18 protein-coding genes are annotated in these 16,856 nt (G+C 73.3%); 4 read left to right on the top strand and 14 right to left on the bottom strand.

What is annotated here, in order from left to right:
- Positions 1-47: 47 nt before the first annotated feature.
- Positions 48-1,265: a baeRF2 domain-containing protein gene (locus DEI93_RS02330; protein ID WP_111119693.1), complete on the bottom strand. Its 1,218-nt coding sequence runs from the start codon at positions 1,263-1,265 to the stop codon at positions 48-50.
- Complete coding sequence (locus DEI93_RS02325) at positions 1,246-1,557, bottom strand: hypothetical protein (protein ID WP_111119692.1); 312 nt, start codon at positions 1,555-1,557, stop codon at positions 1,246-1,248. Before DEI93_RS02325 ends, DEI93_RS02330 begins: the two co-directional genes overlap by 20 nt.
- Before the next feature lie 237 nt (positions 1,558-1,794).
- On the opposite strand from DEI93_RS02325, the gene DEI93_RS02320 reads away from it, so the two are divergent.
- Positions 1,795-4,920: a glycoside hydrolase family 2 TIM barrel-domain containing protein gene (locus DEI93_RS02320; protein WP_111119691.1), complete on the top strand. Its 3,126-nt coding sequence runs from the start codon at positions 1,795-1,797 to the stop codon at positions 4,918-4,920.
- Between the two features lie 107 nt (positions 4,921-5,027).
- Here DEI93_RS02320 and DEI93_RS02315 read toward each other — a convergent pair whose 3' ends face one another.
- A complete protein-coding gene (locus DEI93_RS02315; RefSeq protein WP_181435042.1) occupies positions 5,028-5,444 on the bottom strand; it encodes a DUF3151 domain-containing protein in 417 nt (138 codons plus the stop codon).
- 128 nt (positions 5,445-5,572) lie between these two features.
- Between DEI93_RS02315 and DEI93_RS02310 the strand changes: the two genes are divergently transcribed.
- The gene (locus DEI93_RS02310) at positions 5,573-6,703 is read left to right on the top strand and encodes an L-dopachrome tautomerase-related protein (protein WP_111119690.1); all 1,131 of its coding nucleotides are present in this window, start codon (positions 5,573-5,575) and stop codon (positions 6,701-6,703) included.
- A gap of 12 nt (positions 6,704-6,715) precedes the next feature.
- On the opposite strand, the gene DEI93_RS02305 is transcribed toward DEI93_RS02310, so the two are convergent.
- From DEI93_RS02305 to DEI93_RS02285, 5 genes are all read right to left on the bottom strand, one after another.
- The gene (locus DEI93_RS02305; protein WP_111119689.1) at positions 6,716-7,048 is read right to left on the bottom strand and encodes a DUF3140 domain-containing protein; all 333 of its coding nucleotides are present in this window, start codon (positions 7,046-7,048) and stop codon (positions 6,716-6,718) included.
- 56 nt (positions 7,049-7,104) lie between these two features.
- Entirely contained in the window at positions 7,105-7,800 is a 696-nt protein-coding gene (locus tag DEI93_RS02300) for an SDR family oxidoreductase (protein WP_111035428.1), read from the bottom strand.
- A gap of 91 nt (positions 7,801-7,891) precedes the next feature.
- The gene (locus DEI93_RS02295) at positions 7,892-8,926 is read right to left on the bottom strand and encodes a YihY/virulence factor BrkB family protein (protein ID WP_111009689.1); all 1,035 of its coding nucleotides are present in this window, start codon (positions 8,924-8,926) and stop codon (positions 7,892-7,894) included.
- 50 nt (positions 8,927-8,976) lie between these two features.
- Positions 8,977-9,381, bottom strand: a complete 405-nt coding sequence (locus DEI93_RS02290; RefSeq protein WP_111009690.1) for a hypothetical protein — start codon at positions 9,379-9,381, stop codon at positions 8,977-8,979.
- 7 nt (positions 9,382-9,388) lie between these two features.
- Positions 9,389-9,793, bottom strand: coding sequence for a YtxH domain-containing protein (locus tag DEI93_RS02285; RefSeq protein WP_146244396.1), 405 nt, complete (start codon positions 9,791-9,793; stop codon positions 9,389-9,391).
- A 168-nt stretch (positions 9,794-9,961) separates the two neighbouring features.
- On the opposite strand from DEI93_RS02285, the gene DEI93_RS02280 reads away from it, so the two are divergent.
- Positions 9,962-10,699 carry an MBL fold metallo-hydrolase gene (locus DEI93_RS02280; protein ID WP_111012242.1) on the top strand — a complete coding sequence of 246 codons (738 nt, stop codon included), beginning with the start codon at positions 9,962-9,964 and terminating at the stop codon, positions 10,697-10,699.
- 63 nt (positions 10,700-10,762) lie between these two features.
- Here DEI93_RS02280 and DEI93_RS02275 read toward each other — a convergent pair whose 3' ends face one another.
- The 6 genes from DEI93_RS02275 to DEI93_RS02250 all read right to left on the bottom strand — a co-directional run bounded on the left by DEI93_RS02275 (position 10,763) and on the right by DEI93_RS02250 (position 16,117).
- The gene (locus tag DEI93_RS02275; protein WP_111119687.1) at positions 10,763-11,689 is read right to left on the bottom strand and encodes a prenyltransferase; all 927 of its coding nucleotides are present in this window, start codon (positions 11,687-11,689) and stop codon (positions 10,763-10,765) included.
- Positions 11,686-12,057 carry a lycopene cyclase domain-containing protein gene (locus tag DEI93_RS02270; protein WP_111119686.1) on the bottom strand — a complete coding sequence of 124 codons (372 nt, stop codon included), beginning with the start codon at positions 12,055-12,057 and terminating at the stop codon, positions 11,686-11,688. Before DEI93_RS02270 ends, DEI93_RS02275 begins: the two co-directional genes overlap by 4 nt.
- 73 nt (positions 12,058-12,130) lie before the next feature.
- Entirely contained in the window at positions 12,131-12,496 is a 366-nt protein-coding gene (locus DEI93_RS02265) for a lycopene cyclase domain-containing protein (RefSeq protein WP_111009695.1), read from the bottom strand.
- Positions 12,496-14,124, bottom strand: a complete 1,629-nt coding sequence (gene crtI / locus DEI93_RS02260; protein ID WP_111119685.1) for a phytoene desaturase family protein — start codon at positions 14,122-14,124, stop codon at positions 12,496-12,498. The genes DEI93_RS02265 and crtI overlap by 1 nt, the downstream gene beginning before the upstream one ends.
- On the bottom strand, positions 14,121-15,062 hold the full coding sequence (locus DEI93_RS02255) for a phytoene/squalene synthase family protein (protein ID WP_258372229.1): 942 nt from the start codon (positions 15,060-15,062) through the stop codon (positions 14,121-14,123). Before DEI93_RS02255 ends, crtI begins: the two co-directional genes overlap by 4 nt.
- Positions 15,059-16,117: a polyprenyl synthetase family protein gene (locus DEI93_RS02250; RefSeq protein ID WP_111119684.1), complete on the bottom strand. Its 1,059-nt coding sequence runs from the start codon at positions 16,115-16,117 to the stop codon at positions 15,059-15,061. The genes DEI93_RS02255 and DEI93_RS02250 overlap by 4 nt, the downstream gene beginning before the upstream one ends.
- Positions 16,118-16,138: 21 nt before the next feature.
- On the opposite strand from DEI93_RS02250, the gene idi reads away from it, so the two are divergent.
- Complete coding sequence (gene idi / locus DEI93_RS02245; RefSeq protein ID WP_111119683.1) at positions 16,139-16,672, top strand: isopentenyl-diphosphate Delta-isomerase; 534 nt, start codon at positions 16,139-16,141, stop codon at positions 16,670-16,672.
- The last annotated feature ends 184 nt before the right edge of the window (positions 16,673-16,856 follow it).

Raw genomic sequence — 16,856 nt, 5'->3', positions numbered from 1 at the left:
GAGGCACGCGGAACGGCATCTCCTGCGATCTCGCGGGGAGGGGGAGGTCAGCCCCGGTCGGGGCTCTCGCCCCGCCCGGTCGCACCGGCCGCGGGCCCCGCCCCGGGCACGTCCGGCCCGACGTGCCAGCGGAGCAACGCGGCGACCGGCGCCCCGGACGGCACGGACGCCGCGTTCACGAGCACGACCTCCGCGTCGGTCACGAGCGCCGCACGGGTGATGCCGACCGCGGCCGGGACGGACCCGAGCACGGCGGTGCCGAGGGCCTCCTCGGGCGCGGTCGCGATCCACGGCGCGGCGTCGAGCGCGAGCACCGTGCGGTCCTCGAACGCGGCCGGGTCGACGACGACGATCGACGCCTGCGCCTGCTGGAGCGCCGACACGACGGGTCCGACACCGGTGACGGCCTCGCGGTCGCCACGGCCGACGTGCGTACGGAGCAGGTCCTCCACGTCGTGGCGGCGCTGGGCGACGACCCGCGCGAGGGCGATCTCGACGTGCTCGACGAGGGCGTTCTCGGACGCATCCGGTGCCCGGGTGTCGACCGGCACCTCGGACACGAGCGGCCGGGTCGCGGTGCTCAGCTGGTCGATGAACAGCTGGCGCGCGCGGATGTCCCCGGCGACGACGACGAGCCGCGGCCGCAGCCGGTCGACCGCCTGTTCGACGGCCTCGACGACCTGTGCCTCGTTCTCGCGCCAGATCTCCTCGGTGTGGTGCTGCCAGCGCAGGTGCGCCCAGCCGCCGCCCTGGAACTTGTGGAGCGTGTCCGTCCGCCCCTCGACGTACTCCTCCTCCTGCTGCCCGCTCGGCTCGGCGTGCCCGAGCCGGTAGGCGCGGTAGCCGCCGCCCTCGCGTCCGACCTCGACCACGAGGAACGGCACGTCGAGCGGCCGGTGGGCGAGCAGCGGCACGAGGTCCGGGACGGCGCCGTACCCGACGCTCTCGGGTCCGTGCATGTGCCCGGGCAGGACCTCGCTGACGACGAGCTCGCCGTCGCGCGCCAGGACGAACCGAGCGACCGGGGCCGGCACGCCGGGTGCCTCACCGAGTTCGCGTTCGATCGCCTCGACGTCGGCGGACGGTGCCCCCTGCGCCATGAGCTGGTCGCGGGCGGCGCGGACCTGGAGCGCGGCGAGGTGCTGCGGGTCCTCCCGGTCGCCCGAGACGTCGACGTACGCCCACGACCAGGTGCCGGGCTGCGCGAGGAGGGCAGCGAGCCCCCGGTGTTCCTCCGAGACCTGCTCAGCGGTCGTCGGCGCCATGGTCCACCACCTTCCCCTCCGAGACTCGGTCCGTCTCGGTCGTGTACACGGTCGTGTCGATGCCGTCGGCGTCGTCCTCGGGCAGCGCGTGCGTCGCGTCGTCGACGAACTCGCCGTCGTAGCCGGACGCCGCGAGGGTCTCGGGGGCGTCGGTGTCGTCGGTGACGGGTTCCGATTGCCGGAACTCCTCCACGTGGGAGGAACTGCCGTGCCCCTGGACGATGCTCTGCGCCTCGTGCGCCATCTGCTCGTCGACCTCCGGGCTGTGGGTGGTGTTGCCCCGTTCGATCATGTCGATCTCCTTCCGTCGGTCCCGCCATGGTCGGCGGCCGCGCCTGCGTGTGTCCGCAGCTCACGGCGGACGTCGAGGTCGGGAGGGCCGGGGCGGGCCGGTCCCGCGCCTCCCGTCCGGCGGGCGCCCCGTACGGACGGGACGCCCCGGCCGCAGGGGACGCTCGCTAGGGTTGGAGCACCCGCCGGCCGGCGGACCAGGATCGACGACGACCCTCGCGGTCGAGGACAGCACCCAATGACGGACATCGCCACCGCGCCCGCTCCCCGGGCGATCTCGGACCTCCACTCGACCGCTCCCGGCTCGGCCTCGCGCCGTCGCCCCCGCGCCCACCTGCACACCGACGCACCGTCGCTGTCGCTCGACGGGGACTGGCGGTTCCGCTGGTCGCCCGTCGCCGAGGTCGCCGAGGACTTCGCGGCCGACACGTTCGACGACGCCGACTGGCAGACCCTGCCCGTCCCGTCGCACTGGGTGCTGCACGGGCACGGCGCGCCGATCTACACGAACGTGCAGTACCCGTTCCCGATCGACGCACCGCACCCGCCGGAGGAGAACCCGACGGGCGACCACCGCCGCACGTTCGAGCTCCCGGCGTCGTTCGCGGACGCCGACCGGGTCGTCCTGCGGTTCGACGGGGTCGAGTCGCACTTCCGCGTCTGGCTCAACGGCGTCGAGGTCGGCTGGTCGACGGGGTCGCGCCTCGTGACCGAGTTCGACGTCACGGCGCTGCTCCGCCCGGGCGCGAACACGGTCGCGGTCCGGGTGCACCAGTGGTCCGCCGCGAGTTACCTCGAGGACCAGGACCAGTGGTGGTTGCCCGGGGTCTTCCGCGACGTCACGCTGCTCGCGCGCCCGGTCGCCGCGATCGAGGACGCCTTCGTCCGCGCCGACTGGGCTCCGCTGCTCGCGTCGGCCGCCGCCGCCGGCACCGCTGCGTCCGGCGCCCCCGCCACCGGCGTCGGTACCGTCACGGTCGAGCTCGACGCCGTGTTCCCGGTGGTGTTCCGGATCCCGGAGCTCGGCCTGGAGGAACGGTGGGCGACCGCCGCGGACGTCCAGCCCGTCACGCTGCCGGCCGTCGAGCCCTGGAGCGCCGAGGTCCCCCGCCGGTACGAGGCGACCCTGACGTCGGGGACGGCCGCGGGCGGGACGGGCGCTGGCGAGACCGTGACGCTGCAACTCGGGTTCCGCACGGTCGAGATCCGCGGCGACCGGTTCCTCGTCAACGGCGAGCGCGTCGTGTTCCACGGTGTCAACCGGCACGAGACGCACCCGGAGCGGGGCCGCGTGTTCGACGAGGCCCACGCGCGCGCGGACATGGCGATGATGAAGCGCGCGAACGTCAACGCCATCCGAACCTCGCACTACCCGCCGCACCCCCGCGTGCTCGACCTCGCCGACGAGCTCGGGTTCTGGGTGGTCCTCGAGTGCGACCTCGAGACGCACGGGTTCGAGCACCTGGGCTGGGCCGGCAACCCGTCGGACGACCCGGCGTGGCAGGACGCCTACCTCGACCGCATCGCCCGGACGGTGGAGCGGGACAAGAACCACCCGTCGATCGTCCTGTGGTCCCTCGGCAACGAGTCCGGCACGGGCCGGAACCTCGCGGCGATGTCGCACTGGGTCCACCGCCGTGACCGCTCGCGCCCGGTCCACTACGAGGGCGACTACACGGGCTCCTACACGGACGTCTACTCGCGCATGTACCCCTCGCTCGTCGAGACCGAGTCGATCGGCGGCGGCCCCGTCGTGACCCCGCTCCTCGGGTGCGGTCCGGCCGAGGCGGCACGCCAGCGGTCGAAGCCGTTCCTGCACTGCGAGTACGTGCACGCGATGGGCAACGGACCGGGCCAGATCGCGGAGTACGAGGCCCTCGTGGACCGGTACCCGCGCCTCCACGGCGGGTTCGTGTGGGAGTGGCGCGACCACGGCCTGCTCAGCCACACGGCCGACGGCACCCCCTACCACGCGTACGGCGGCGACTTCCGCGAGGTCGTGCACGACGGCAACTTCGTGATGGACGGTCTGGTCCTGCCCGACGACACCCCGACGCCGGGCCTCGCCGAGTTCGCCGCGGTCGTCGCGCCGATCCGGATCAGCGTCTCCACGACAGTCGCCGGGGGCACGGTGCTCGTCGAGAACCGGTACCACTCCGCGTCGACCGCGGGACTGCGCTTCTGTTGGACGCTCGAGCGCGACGGCGTCGCGGTCGCGGCCGGGAGGCTCGCTCCGGGCCTGGTCGCGGCCGGCGCCTCCGCCACGGTTCCGGTCCCGCCCGAGGTCCTCGCGGTCGCCGCCGAGGGCGTCGAGGGCGAGTTGTTCCTCGACGTGACGGCCGAACTCGCCGGGCCGACCGCGTGGGCCGACACCGGGCACGTCATCGCCCGCACGCAGGTGCCCGTCCCCGTCGTGGCGGACGCCACCGGCCCGGCGACCGACGCTCGCGGGGTGGGCACGCACCGGGCCTCCCGGCCGTCGTGGCAGGGCGACGCCCTGGGGATCGCGACGTTCGACGCCCGAGGCGACCTGGCGACGTGGCACGGCCTGCCCGTCGCCGGGCCGCGCCTCGAGCTCTGGCGCGCGCCCACCGACAACGACCGCGGCGCGTCCCAGGGGTCGTACGAGGTCGCCGACCCCGCGCTCACCCTGGGCGTCGGCGGCATCGCTCCCGCCTCGGCCGTGCGGTGGGAGGCCCACGGGCTGCACCGCCTGACGCACCGGCTGGTCGCCGTCGAGCGCACCGAGCACGGGCTCGTCCAGCGGGTCCGGGTGTCCGCGGCGAACAGCGGCGCCGGGGTCGACGTCGTGCACCGGTGGACCGCGACCGCCGAGGGCGTGCTGCTCCGCACCGAGGCCGTCCCCTTCGGCGCGTGGGACTGCACCTGGCCGCGGATCGGCGTCCGGTTCGACCTGCCCGGTTCGCTGGCCGACTCGGACGTGACCTGGCTCGGGACGGGGCCCGACGAGTCCTACGCCGACTCGTCACACGCCGTCCGCGTCGGTCGGTTCACCGCCGAGGTCGACGACCTGTCCGTCCGGTACTCACGGCCCCAGGAGACCGGGCACCGGCCGGACCTGCGGTGGCTCGAGCTCGGGCCGCTCCGCGTGACGACCGTGCCCGCGGCGGGATCCGGGCACGGCGCGCACGCGGGTCACCGCGCGGGGTTCACGCTGTCGCGCTGGACCGCGCAGCAGATCACCGCGGCCGGGCACCCGCACGAGCTGCCGGCCTCGGACGCGCTGTACCTGTACCTCGACGAGGCGCAGCACGGGCTCGGGTCGCGCGCGTGCGGGCTCGACGTCCTGCCGGAGCACCAGCTGTGGCCGGCGGCGCGGGCGTGGGAGGTGCTGCTCGGGTAGGGCACCCGGGCCTGCCGGCGTCGCACCGGTCCCTTCCGTTCGAACCCCGCGATCCGGGTGTTCGACGGGACGGAGGCGGTGCACCTCGCGACGGGCCCCCGGCGGCGTCAGCGCTGCTCGGCGGCGATCGCGTCCGCGGCGGCGGGGTCGGCGTCGTGGAGGAACGTCGACAGGCGCTCGACCTCCGGCTCCTCGCCGATGCCGTCGGCCGCCCGGCGCAGCGCGAACAGCGAGCGGAGCACGCCCCGGTTCGGCTCGTGCGCCCACGGGATCGGGCCCTGCCCGCGCCAGCCGGCCTTCCGGAGGGCATCGAGGCCACGGTGGTACCCCACGCGGGCGTAGGCGTACGACTCGAGCGCGGCGCCGCGGTCCCAGGCCTCGTCGGCGAGGAGCGCCCACGCCAGGCTCGATGACGGGTGCGCCGTCGCGACGTCGGCCACGGGAGTGCCCGCGGCGAGCGCGGCGGTGACGTCCGGGTCATCGGGCAGGCGGGTCTCGGGCACGCCGAGGAGGTTGTCGGTCATACGCACCAGCCTCGCACGGCGCACCGTGACAGCACGGCCGACGCGGTCCGCGCGACGACGACATGCGCGGCCAGACGCCGGGGGACGCGCACCGGCGACCCCCAGGCCCCGCGCCTACCGTGCACCGCATGAGCGACTTCGACGCCGACCACGCCGCCCCGACCGCCCCCGAAGACGAACCACGCGGCGACCTCGAGGTGGTCCACGAGTTCACCGACGGCCCGATGCCCACGGGCGTGAGCGTCTCCCACGGCGGCCGGGTGTTCGTGAACTTCCCGAAGTGGGGCGACGACGTCCCGGCCACGGTCGTCGAACTCGTGGACGGGCAGGCGGTGCCCTACCCGTCGGTCGAGATCAACCAGGCGCGGTCCATCGACGACGCCGAGCGGCTCGTCAGCGTGCAGAGCATCGTCGTCGCGCCGGACGACCGCCTGTGGATCCTCGACACGGGCAGCCCGATGATGGGTCCGACCAAGGAGGGCGGCCCGAAGCTCGTGTGCGTCGACCTCGGCACGGACCGCGTCGTGCAGACGATCGTCCTCCCGCGCAGCGTCGCGTACGAGACGACGTACCTCAACGACGTGCGGTTCGACCTCCGCCGCGGCGAGGCCGGGTTCGCGTTCGTCACGGACTCGGCGTCCGAGGGCCCGAACGCGATCATCGTCGTGGACCTCGCCACCGGTGAGGCGTGGCGGCGGCTCGAGGACCATCCGTCCACCAAGGCCTGCCCGCCGCAGGACATGGTCCCGATGGCCGAGGGACGGGTGCTCGCACAGCGCGCCCCGGGGGAGGCCCCGAAGCCGGTGACGATGGGCGCGGACGGCATCGCGATCTCGGCGGACGGCGAGCGGCTCTGGTACTGCCCGCTCATCAGCCGCCGCTGGTACAGCGTGTCGGTGGGGGCGCTCGTCGACCGGGCGATCTCGGAGGAGACCGTCGCTGGGACCGTCGTCGACGAGGGCGACAAGGGCGGGGGCGCGGACGGCCTGGAGTCCGACGACCAGGGCCGCCTGTACGCCACGAACTGGGAGCACGAGTCGATCACCCGGCGGCTGCCGACCGGCGAGATCCAGACCCTCGTGCACGACCCGCGCCTGCTGTGGACCGACACGATGTCCGTCGCGACGGACGGCTACCTCTACGTCACCGCGAACCAGCTGCACCGTCAGGCGGACTACCAGGGCGGCGAGGACCTCCGCGTGTACCCGTACTCGCTGTTCCGCTTCCGGATCGACGCGGGTCCCGTGCTCCTGCGCTGAGCAGGCGCCCGGTCACTTCTCGGGGTCGTGGCCCCAGTTCATGAGGGAGTACCGCCAGCGCGTGTGCGTGTCGTCGCCCGAGGGACGCTGGGCGGAGTGCCGGGCGACGTAGCCGACCACCTTGCGCATGTGCGCGTAGTCGTCGTCGGTGTACTCGCCCTGCCGCTTCTCCAGGATCCGGACGATGTGCCGGCCGCTCTCGTGCCCGGTCGACTCGCCGCCGCCGTCGGGCTTCTGCCCCACGGCCTTCGAGTCGTCGGTGTCGAGCCAGTGGCGCAGCTCGGTCGCCGTCATGTTCACGGCACGGTGGAAGTCCTCGCGGGTCTGCTGCTCGTCGTCGGCCATGTCCCGATCCTGCGCCGCGCACCTCCGTGCCTGGCGCTCCGCGGTGTACCCCGGGGTCAGCGCTTGCGGGTGGGCCGCACGCTGAGCAGCTCGACGGTGCCGCGCTCCGGCAGGTCGACCACGGTCCGCACCGCGGCGGCGACGTCCTCGGGCGCCAGGTAGTAGCGGGTGTCGTAGTCCTCGCCGAGCTTGGTGGCGAGGGCGACCTGCATGTCGGTGTCGACGCGTCCCGGGTGGACGCCGGACACGCGGACCCCGTGCTCGCGCTCCTCCTCGCGGAGGGCGTCGGCGAAGGCCCGCAGGGCGAACTTCGACGCACCGTAGACGCCGCCGCCGGGCCCGCTCACGAACCCCGAGCCGCTGTTGATCGTGACGACGAGGCCGCGGACGGACCGGAGCGCGGGCAGCGCCAGCCGGGTGAGTTCCGCGACCGCGACGACGTTCGTGGCGAGGACGCGCTCCCACACGTCGCGGGGGGTGTCGGCGACGCGGCCGCCCTCCTCGATGCCGGCGGAGTGCACGAGCACGTCGAGCCGGTCCGGCAGCGGTGGCAGCGGGCCCGCGACGAGGTCGGCCACGAACGGCTCGGCGGACGGCAGCGCGTCGACGACGGCGGCGACGGCAGCGGCGGACCGCCCACCGACGAGCACGTGGTGCGTGCGGCCGAGGTCGGCCGCGATCGCGCGTCCGATCCCCCGGGTCGCCCCGGTCACGAGTGCGGTCGGTCGGACGGGAGGCACGGTGTCGGTCACCGTGTCAGCCTACGGAACGCCGCTGCGGTGCCGGGCCGAGTCGGGCCTCCCGGCCGCGACGCGCGCGGCGCGACGGACGGGAGGCCCCTGCTCACTTCTCTCGACCGGCGCTCTCGCGGATCTCGATGCCGGAGAGGACGTCCTTCGCGTGCTTCTCGTCCTGCTTGTCGATCTGGCGGGTGTCGCGCTCGGGGAGCTGGATGTCCTCCTCGGCGTGGATGCCGGCCTGGAGTTCGCGGCCGCGCTCGACCTCGGCGTCGAACTCGGCGCCGAACAGCAGAGCGCAGTTCGTGATCCAGATCCACAGGAGGAACACGATCACGCCGCCGAGCGACCCGTACGTCTTGTTGTAGTGCGAGAAGTTCGCGACGTAGAACGCGAACGCGATCGAGGCGATGATCCAGATGAGGAGCGCCAGGAGCGCGCCCAGGCTCATCCAGCGGAACTTCGGCTGCCGGACGTTCGGTGACCAGTAGTAGAGGATCGCGATGATCACGACCGCGATCGCCGCGAGGATCGGGAGCTTGGCGTAGTCCCACACGGTCACCGCGACGGAACCGAGTCCGATCGCGTTGCCGACCGCCTCGGCCACCGGGCCGGAGAGCACGAGCATGAGCGCGCCGATGACGAGCAGGACGACCGTGAACACCGTCACACCGAGCATCGTCGGGCGGAGCTTCCAGATCGGACGCCCCTCACGGATGCCGTAGATGCGGTTCATCGCACGGCCGAACGACCCGACGTACCCGGACGCGGACCACAGCGCGCCGAGCACACCCACGATGAACGCGAGCGGGGCCGCGGGCGACCGGACGAGACCGTTGATCGGGCCCTTGAGCAGGTCGACGACCTGGTTCGAACCGACGTTGCCGAGCACCTTCATGACCTGGTCGACCGTCGCCTGCCCCTCGCCGAACAGGCCGAGGATCGAGACGATCGCGAGGATCGCCGGGAACACCGCCAGGACGGCGTGGTACGTCAGGCCGGCTGCCAGGTCGGTGCACTGGTCACTCGAGAACTCGCGGAGCGTCTTCTTGAGCGTGTACTGCCACGAGGGCTTCGTCAGGTCGGTCGGGTCGTCCGGCTTGCGGGGGTCGTCCGGGTCCGGTGCGGTGTTCCTTGCCATCGGTGGCTCCTCCTGTGGTCGACGTCGTCAGCGGGTCGCGGCGTGGCGACTCACCGGTCGTCGGCGTCGCGACGCTTCTGGACGGGGTTCAGCTTGTCGGGCTTGCGGGCGAAGGCGGCCTTCTTCCGCTTGCCGCTCTTCTTGGTCTTGCCGGGCTTGTAGACGGGCAGCAGCATCGGCTCCCGCGCGGCGTCGAGGCGCCCCGCGTCCGTCCGACCGATGACCACGCCGCCGACGATCGCCACGAGTCCCGCACCGGCCGTGACGGCCATGGCCACGAGGGGCGTCGGGTCCCGGTGCAACTGCTGACGCGCCTTCGCGACCGCCAAGCGCCACTGTGCGGGGACGTCCGAGCGCCGCACGACCTCGTTCACGGTGTGGCGCAGGTCCTCGCGCGTCCGCACGTTCTGGAGTTCGAGTTGCGGGATGCTGTCGCGCGATCCGCTGTCGGCCATACCGGGCCTACACCGCGTCCGGCGACGGCGTGCCTGCCGTACCGGTCGTGTCGGTCTCGCTCGACGTGGCGGCGCTCGTCGCCTCCGGCTTGCCCGCAGCGCTCGGACCCGCGGTGCCGGGTCCGCCGGCCACGGTGTCGGTGCTCGAGGCGTCGGTGTCGGTGTCGCCCGACGACTTCACCTTGCTCTGCACGGCGCCGGCGGCACTCGTCGCCGCGTCCTTGACCTTGCTCGCGACGACCGGTGCCTTGTCCTTGACGAAGCCCTCGGCGTCGTGGAGGCCCTTCTGCACCTTCGGGTCCGACCACACGCCCTGCGCCCGGGTGCGGATGCGCTCGTACGAGGAGCGTCCGGCTCGGGCTCCGAGCACGTACCCCAGCGCGATGCCGGCGATGAACAGCAATCTCTTCATGGTGGTCCTCTCGTGTGGAGTCGTCCACCGCCGTGCCTACTCGGAGTCGAGTGGACGCTCATGCGGCTCGCACCGGTCTCCCAGGCGCCGACGTCGGCCGTCCCCCGGTCGCGCACACCGTCGTGCCGCCCGACGGCCCGCGCGGGCGCCGACGAGTAGCCTGCGGCCATGCTGTTCCGAGACGTCGCCGAGGGGATCCACCGCCTCGAGATCGCCCACACGAACCTCTACCTCGTCGAGACCGGCGACCAACTGCTCGTCGTCGACAGCGGTCTGCCCGCCGCGTGGCCGCACCTGCTCGTCGCGATCGCCGAGCTCGGGTACACCCCCGACGCCGTCGAGGGCATCGCGCTCACGCACGGGCACTTCGACCACGTCGGCACCGCGGCCCGTGCGCGTCGGGAGTGGGACGTGCCGGTGCTCGTGCACCCGCGGGACGCGGAGCTGGCCGCTCACCCCTACCGGTACCGGACGGAGCGGAACCGGCTCGTGTACCCGCTGACACACCCCGCCGGCCTCCCGAAGCTCGCGCGGATGGTGGTCGCGGGAGCGCTCATGGTCGAGGGTGTGACCGACACGAAGCCGCTCGACGAGCGGGACGCCGTGCAGGCCTCCCCGTGGATCATCGAGACGCCCGGGCACACCGACGGCCACGTCGCGCTGTACTTCGCCGACCGCGACGCCCTCATCGCCGGCGACGCGATCGTCACGCTCGACCCGTACACCGGCGGGATCGGCCCGCAGATCGTCGCCGGGTCGGCCACCGCGGACAGCGGCGCCGCCCTGGAGTCGCTCGACCGGCTCGTCGACACCGAGGCACGGATCGTGCTCCCCGGACACGGCCCCCAGTGGCGCCGGGGCATCCGGAGCGCGGTCGAGCAGGCCAAGCGCCGCTCCGCGCACTGAGGTCGGGGTTCGCCGACGTGACCCAGCGGGTCGCCTGAGGTCGGGCGCGGGCGCCGCCGCGACTCAGCGGGTCGCGGCGTAGCCGATGAGCACCATGGTGACGAGGAACCCCGCCAGGTAGTTCACGAGCAGGAACCGGCGCCACCCGGCGTTCGCCGCGTCGGCGTCGGCGTCGGCGACCGACCACCACGGCAGGACGTTCAGCGCGTAGGGCACGACGACGATCGCCGCGAACGGCCCCGGGAACGGCGTCGCGAGCACGACGAGCCCCGCGACGACGTAGGCCACGAACGCCAGGCGCACCGTGGCCCGGGCGCCGATGACCGTCGCGACGGACCCGATGCCCCCGGCGCGGTCGGCCTCGACGTCCTGGACCGCACCGAACGCGTGGCTCGCGACGCCCCAGAGGAAGAACGACACGCACACGGCCAGGAGCGAGCCCGTCCAGTGCGCCCCCGCGAGCGTCAGGCCGTACACCGCCGGGGACACGAAGTGCGTGCTCGAGGTCAGGGAGTCGAGGAACGGCCGCTCCTTGAACCGCAACCCCGGCGCGGAGTACGCGACGACGGCGAACACGCTGACGGCGAGCACGAGCCAGCTCCACGGGCCGCCGAGCAACACGAGTGCGACGAGGAACGGCACGTTCGTCACGACGACGGCGACGAGGGTCGTCCGATGCACACTGCGGTCGAGCAGGGCGCCCTCGACGCCGCCCTTGCGCGGGTTCCGCAGGTCCGACTCGTAGTCGAACACGTCGTTGATCCCGTACATCGCGAGGTTGTAGGGGACGAGGAAGTACACGACCCCGAGCACGAGGACCGCGAGGTGGAAGCCGTCCGCCTCGTGCGTCCCGACCCCGGTGCCGAGCACGTACGCGGCCGCGAACGGGTACGCGGTGTTCACCCAGCTCACCGGCCGGGACGACACGAACAGCGCCCGGAGTGTCGACCCCGCGCGGCGCGGTCGGGCCGTCGGCCTCGCGGCGCTCACTGTTCCGACCTCGATCGGGGCCCGAACAACACGACGAGCGACGGCAGCAGCAGGACCGCCGCGATCGCGTACGCCAGGTCCTCGACCGGGACGACGCCGAGACGGATGCCGCTGATCCGCTGCGCGTCGTACGCCACGATGCCGGTGCCGACGATCACGTTGTCGAACACGACCGTCGCCACGACCAGGACGACGCCCGCCACCAGGCCGGTCAGGAGGACCGTGCGACGCCACCGCACGACGGCCTCCGGTCCGCGCCGGGCCGCCACCCGACGCACCGCGACGACCGCGGCGGCCACGGCCACGAGGACCACGACGGCGAGGAACGCGAGGTCGAGGAGGGCGTAGGTCGCCGCGCCCGCGGTCATCGGAGCACCACCCCGGCGGCCGGGAGCACCGAGAGCACCGAGAGCACGCGGGCCACCCGCGGCGGCACCCCGCTCACCGCGCCACCCCGTTCGTCCGGCGGGCGGGAGGTTCGACGCGCGGCGGGGCCGTGCGCTCGACGACGGGTCGGACGAAGCCGATGAGGTCCATCGTCACGTAGCAGAGCAGCGCGAGGAAGAACAACTCCTCGACCGGGACCTCCGGCGCCACCTGGACACCGATGAGCCACGAGGACGGTCCGCGGTGGAAGACACCGAGCCCGATCCCCGCGAGGTCCCACACGAGGAAGTACGCGATCCCGACGGCCATGACGGCGGCAGCCCGCCGTGGGCCCCGCCAGAAGAACAGGCGGAACCGGGCGTCGAGCACCGTCATGCCGACGAGCGCGACCACGAGACCCGCCAGGTAGAGCCCGGGCATCAGGGCCGCCGTCGCTCGAGCGGCTCCGGGAGCGGCTCGGTCGAGGTGTCGCCGTGGATCCGTTTGAGCAGCACCTCGGCACTGATGAGGCACATCGGCAGCCCGATGCCGGGGATCGTCGACGCCCCGACGTGGTAGAGCCCGTCGACCCGGGTCGACGCGTTCCGCGCCCGGAAGAAGGCGCTCTGCCGCAGGGTGTGGGCCGGCCCGAGCATGCTCCCGCTCCACGCGTTGTAGTCGTCGGCGAAGTCCCTCGGCCCCACGGTGCGGCGCACCCGGATGCGGTCGACGAGATCGGGGACACCCGCACGCTCGGCGAGCGCCGCGATCGCCCGGTCCGCGATGCGCTCGACCTCGGGATCCCCCGCACCGTCGATCCCGCCACGTCCGATCCCGACGTCGGCCGGCAACGGGACGAGCACGAACACGTTGCTCGACCCCGCCGGCGCGGCGGTGGGGTCGGTCTCCGAGGTCGCGGACACGTAGATCGACGCGGGGTCGGGCACGTGGCGTTCCTTGCCGAAGATCGCGCCGAAGTTCGCGTGCCAGTCCGCCGTGAAGACGAGGGTGTGGTGCAGCAGGCCGGGGACGGGTCCGTTGATGCCGAGGTAGACGAGCACCGCACTCGGACCCGGATCGCCACGTTCCCAGTAGGCGTCGCCGTGCGATCGGTACCGCGGCGGCAGCAGGTCGGTCTCGGTGTGGTGCAGGTCGGCCGCACTGACGACGAGGTCGGCCGGGGTCGTGACCGCGTCGCCGTCGGACGTCGTGTGGTGCACGCCCGTCACCGCGCCGTGCTCGACGACGATCCGGTCGACCGTGGCCCCGGTCACGATCCTCGCGCCCTCGGCCGATGCCATCCGCTCGACCGCGTCGATCACCGTGCTGATGCCGCCCTGCGGGTACAGGACGCCGTCGGCGAGGTCGAGGTGGCTCATCAGGTGGTACATGCTCGGCGCGGCATACGGGCTCGTGCCGAGGAACACGGCGGGGTACCCCAGCACCTGCTGCAGGCGTCGGTCCTGCACGGTGGCCTCGACGAAGGACGACAACGGCCGGGTGAGCAGGCGGAGCAGCCGCCCGGCGCGACGGAGCACGTCGGGTGTCGCGAGCCGCCGCAGGTCCTGGAAGCTCGTGTAGAGGAACCGGCGCACGGCCATCGCGTAGGTCTCGGCCGCCGAGTCGAGGTAGCGCTCGAGCCGACGGCCCGATCCCGGCTCGATCGACTCGAAGAGCGCGACGTTGGCCTCGCGGGTCGCGGCGAGGTCGATGGGTTCGTCGTGGCCCTCGCTGTACACGCGGTACCCGGGGTCGAGTCGGACGAGGTCGAGCTGCTCGGCCGCGGACGTCCCGAGCAGCCGGAAGAAGTGGTCGAACACCTCGGGCATCAGGTACCAGCTCGGCCCGGTGTCGAACCGGAAGCCACCGGCCGACCAGGTCCCGGCGCGCCCCCCGAGCTCGGACCGCTGCTCGAGCACGGTCACGGCGTAGCCGTCGCGCGCGAGCAGTGCGGCGGCGGCGAGCCCGCTGATGCCGCCACCCACGACGACGACGCGACGGGCGGGGACGCGGCGGCCGGACGGTGCGGTGTCGGCGGCCTGGTCGGCCGCGGTGGTCTCGGTGCTCATGCCGTGCCTCCCGGCCGGTTGCCGCGTCGAACGCGAGGGACGGGGGCGCGGCCGACGAGCACCCGGGCGGCCAGAGCGGCCTTGACCGGGTCGGGGACCCGGACACGCGTCGTGACGAGCCGCTCGGCCGGGGTCGCGGCGATCCGGTCGTTGAGTTCCTGGAACAGGGCGTGCGCGAGGGTCACCGCAGGACGTGCCCGGCCGGGCAGGAGCGGGAGCGCACGCGCGGCGGCGTCGAGGTCGTCCTGCACGTCGGCCACGAGCCGCGCCTTCGTCGCCTCGTCGAAGGACCGGACGTCGACCCCGGGGAAGTACGACCGGCCGAGCTCGAGGAAGTCCGCCCGCAGGTCGCGCAGGAAGTTGACCTTCTGGAACGCGGCCCCGAGCCGACGAGCCCCCGTGACGAGCACCGCCTCGTCGAAGGTCGGCCGTCCCGCCCGGTACACGAATGCGCGGAGGCACATGAGTCCGACGACCTCGGCGGAGCCGTACACGTAGTCGACGAACGAAGCGTCGTCGTGTTCGCTGCGCGTGAGGTCGGCCCGCATGGACCGGAAGAACGGTTGCGTCAGCTCGGCTCCGAACCCGGTGGTCCGGGCGGTCCGGGCGAAGGCGTGCACGACCGGGTTGACGGAGAACCCGATCGTCATCGCACGCTCGGTGTCCTGTTCCAGCTCGTCGAGCAGGCGGCCCGCGAGTGTCGGGTCCAGACCGGCCTCGGTCGCGGGGCCGTCGACGATCTCGTCGGCCACCCGGACGAGTGCGTACACGTGTTCGATGTGCTCGCGGACGTGCGCTGGCAGCAGGCGCGATGCGAGCCCGAACGACGTCGAGTACCGGCGGATGACGACCGACGAGGCGGCCGCCGCGGTCGCGTCGTACAGGCCGAGCCCCGTGGTCACGGTCGGGGCCGCGCCCGCCACGTCGCCCCGGCTCACCGGACCCGGTCCACGAGCTCGGTGGCGAGCGCCGCCAGCTGGCACCGCAGGTCGTCCGGGAGGCCCGCCAGCGCGGCCGTCGCGAGGCTCGCGTGGCGCTCGACCCGCTCCTGCGCGACGTCGCGTGCGCCACTGCACAGGAGACGGAACCGCAGGTGCTCCGCTTGGTCGTCGGTGAGGTCCCGGTTCCCGAGGAACGGCTCGATGGCGGCCCAGTGCTCGGTCGTCGCCGCGTGGGCCACGAGCACGGTGCGCTTGCCCTCGCGCAGGTCGCCCACCGCGGTCTTGCCCGTCGTCGCCTCGTCCCCGAAGACCCCGAGGATGTCGTCGACCACCTGGTACGCGACCCCGATCTCGCGCCCGAACACCCCGAGCGCGGCGACCACCGCGTCCGACGCCCCCGCGAGCACCGCGCCGGACTGCAGCGGTGCCTCGAACGAGTACACGGAGGTCTTCGCGCGCTCCATGGCGAGGATCTCGTCCACGCTCGGCATGACCCCGATCGACAGGTCGACGTCGGTCATCTCGCCCGCGGCGCTCGCGAACACGGCCTCGTCCAACAGGTCGAGCAGTCGCGTGCGTCGCTCGCCGTCGACGCCGCTCGACTCGATGAGCCGCGGCGCGCCCGCCAGGGCCAGGTCCCCGGCGATGACGGCCGCGCTCGTGCCGCGGTGCTCGGCCACCGGCGTCGGGATCCCGCCCGTCGTGGCCTCGTCCCGGTAGCTGCCGGCGACGTTCGGCACGCCCCGCCGGGACCAGTCGCGGTCGATGACGTCGTCGTGCACCACGAGCGCGGTGTGCAGCAGCTCGTATGCCGCGCCGACGTGGGCCGCCGCATGGAGGTCCCGCCCGCCGAGCCCGGTGTAGGCGGTGAGCACCATCCGCGGGCGGAACTGCTTGCCGCCGGTGCTGGCGCGCTTGAGCACACGCCAGAGGTCCTCGGACGCACGGCCGTAGGTGCTGGCCCGACGCGCGGCGAGTGCGAAGAACCGCTCGAGGCACTCGTCGACGAGCGTGAGTCCGTCCCGGGCGACGGCGGTCGCGTCGTCGTTCATTGGCCTAACCTATCCATCGCGATGAGCACTTTCCCGGAAACCGTCGTCCTGCTGGACGACGACGGCGCCCCCATCGGTGTGGCCGACAAGTTCGCAGTGCACACCGACGCGACGCCGCTGCACCTGGCGTTCTCGTGCCACGTGTCGGATCCCGAGGGGAACATCCTGGTCACACGCCGGGCCCTGACGAAGGCCACCTGGCCCGGGGTGTGGACGAACACGTTCTGTGGACATCCCGGGCCGGACGAGTCCTTCGAGGACGCGATCGCCCGACGTGCCGCGCGCGAACTCGGGATCACCGTGGCGGACGTGACCCCGGTCCTCCCCGACTTCCGGTACCGCGCCGTCGACGCGTCCGGCATCGTCGAGAACGAGGTCTGCCCGGTGTTCCGTGCCACGACGACCGACGTGCCACGACCCGCGGCGGACGAGGTCGCCGAGTGGGTCTGGGTCTCGGAGGACGAGCTGCGGGCCGCGGTCGCCGCGGCTCCGTTCGCGTTCAGCCCGTGGCTCGGGTGGCAGCTCGCGGTGCTCCCGGCGCGCGCGCTCGACTGAGGCGGACGCCTGGTGGACCCCGTCCCCGGGTGGTCCGGACGGCGGCCCGGGAGGCGTCCCCTCCACTGCGGGACCCTGCGGCTGGGCCGCCTCCCGGGTGCCTGCGCGAACTCGATGCGGCGACCGCCAGCGGAACGTGCATAATGATGTGGCTCGCGATGTGAACGTGCACATCGGGGTGGAA

Origin of the sequence: Curtobacterium sp. MCBD17_035 (assembly GCF_003234815.2) — a bacterium.
Classification (GTDB): Bacteria; Actinomycetota; Actinomycetes; order Actinomycetales; family Microbacteriaceae; genus Curtobacterium.
Note: the sequence above shows the minus strand (reverse complement) of the source record. Positions and strands in the feature narration are given on the sequence as shown.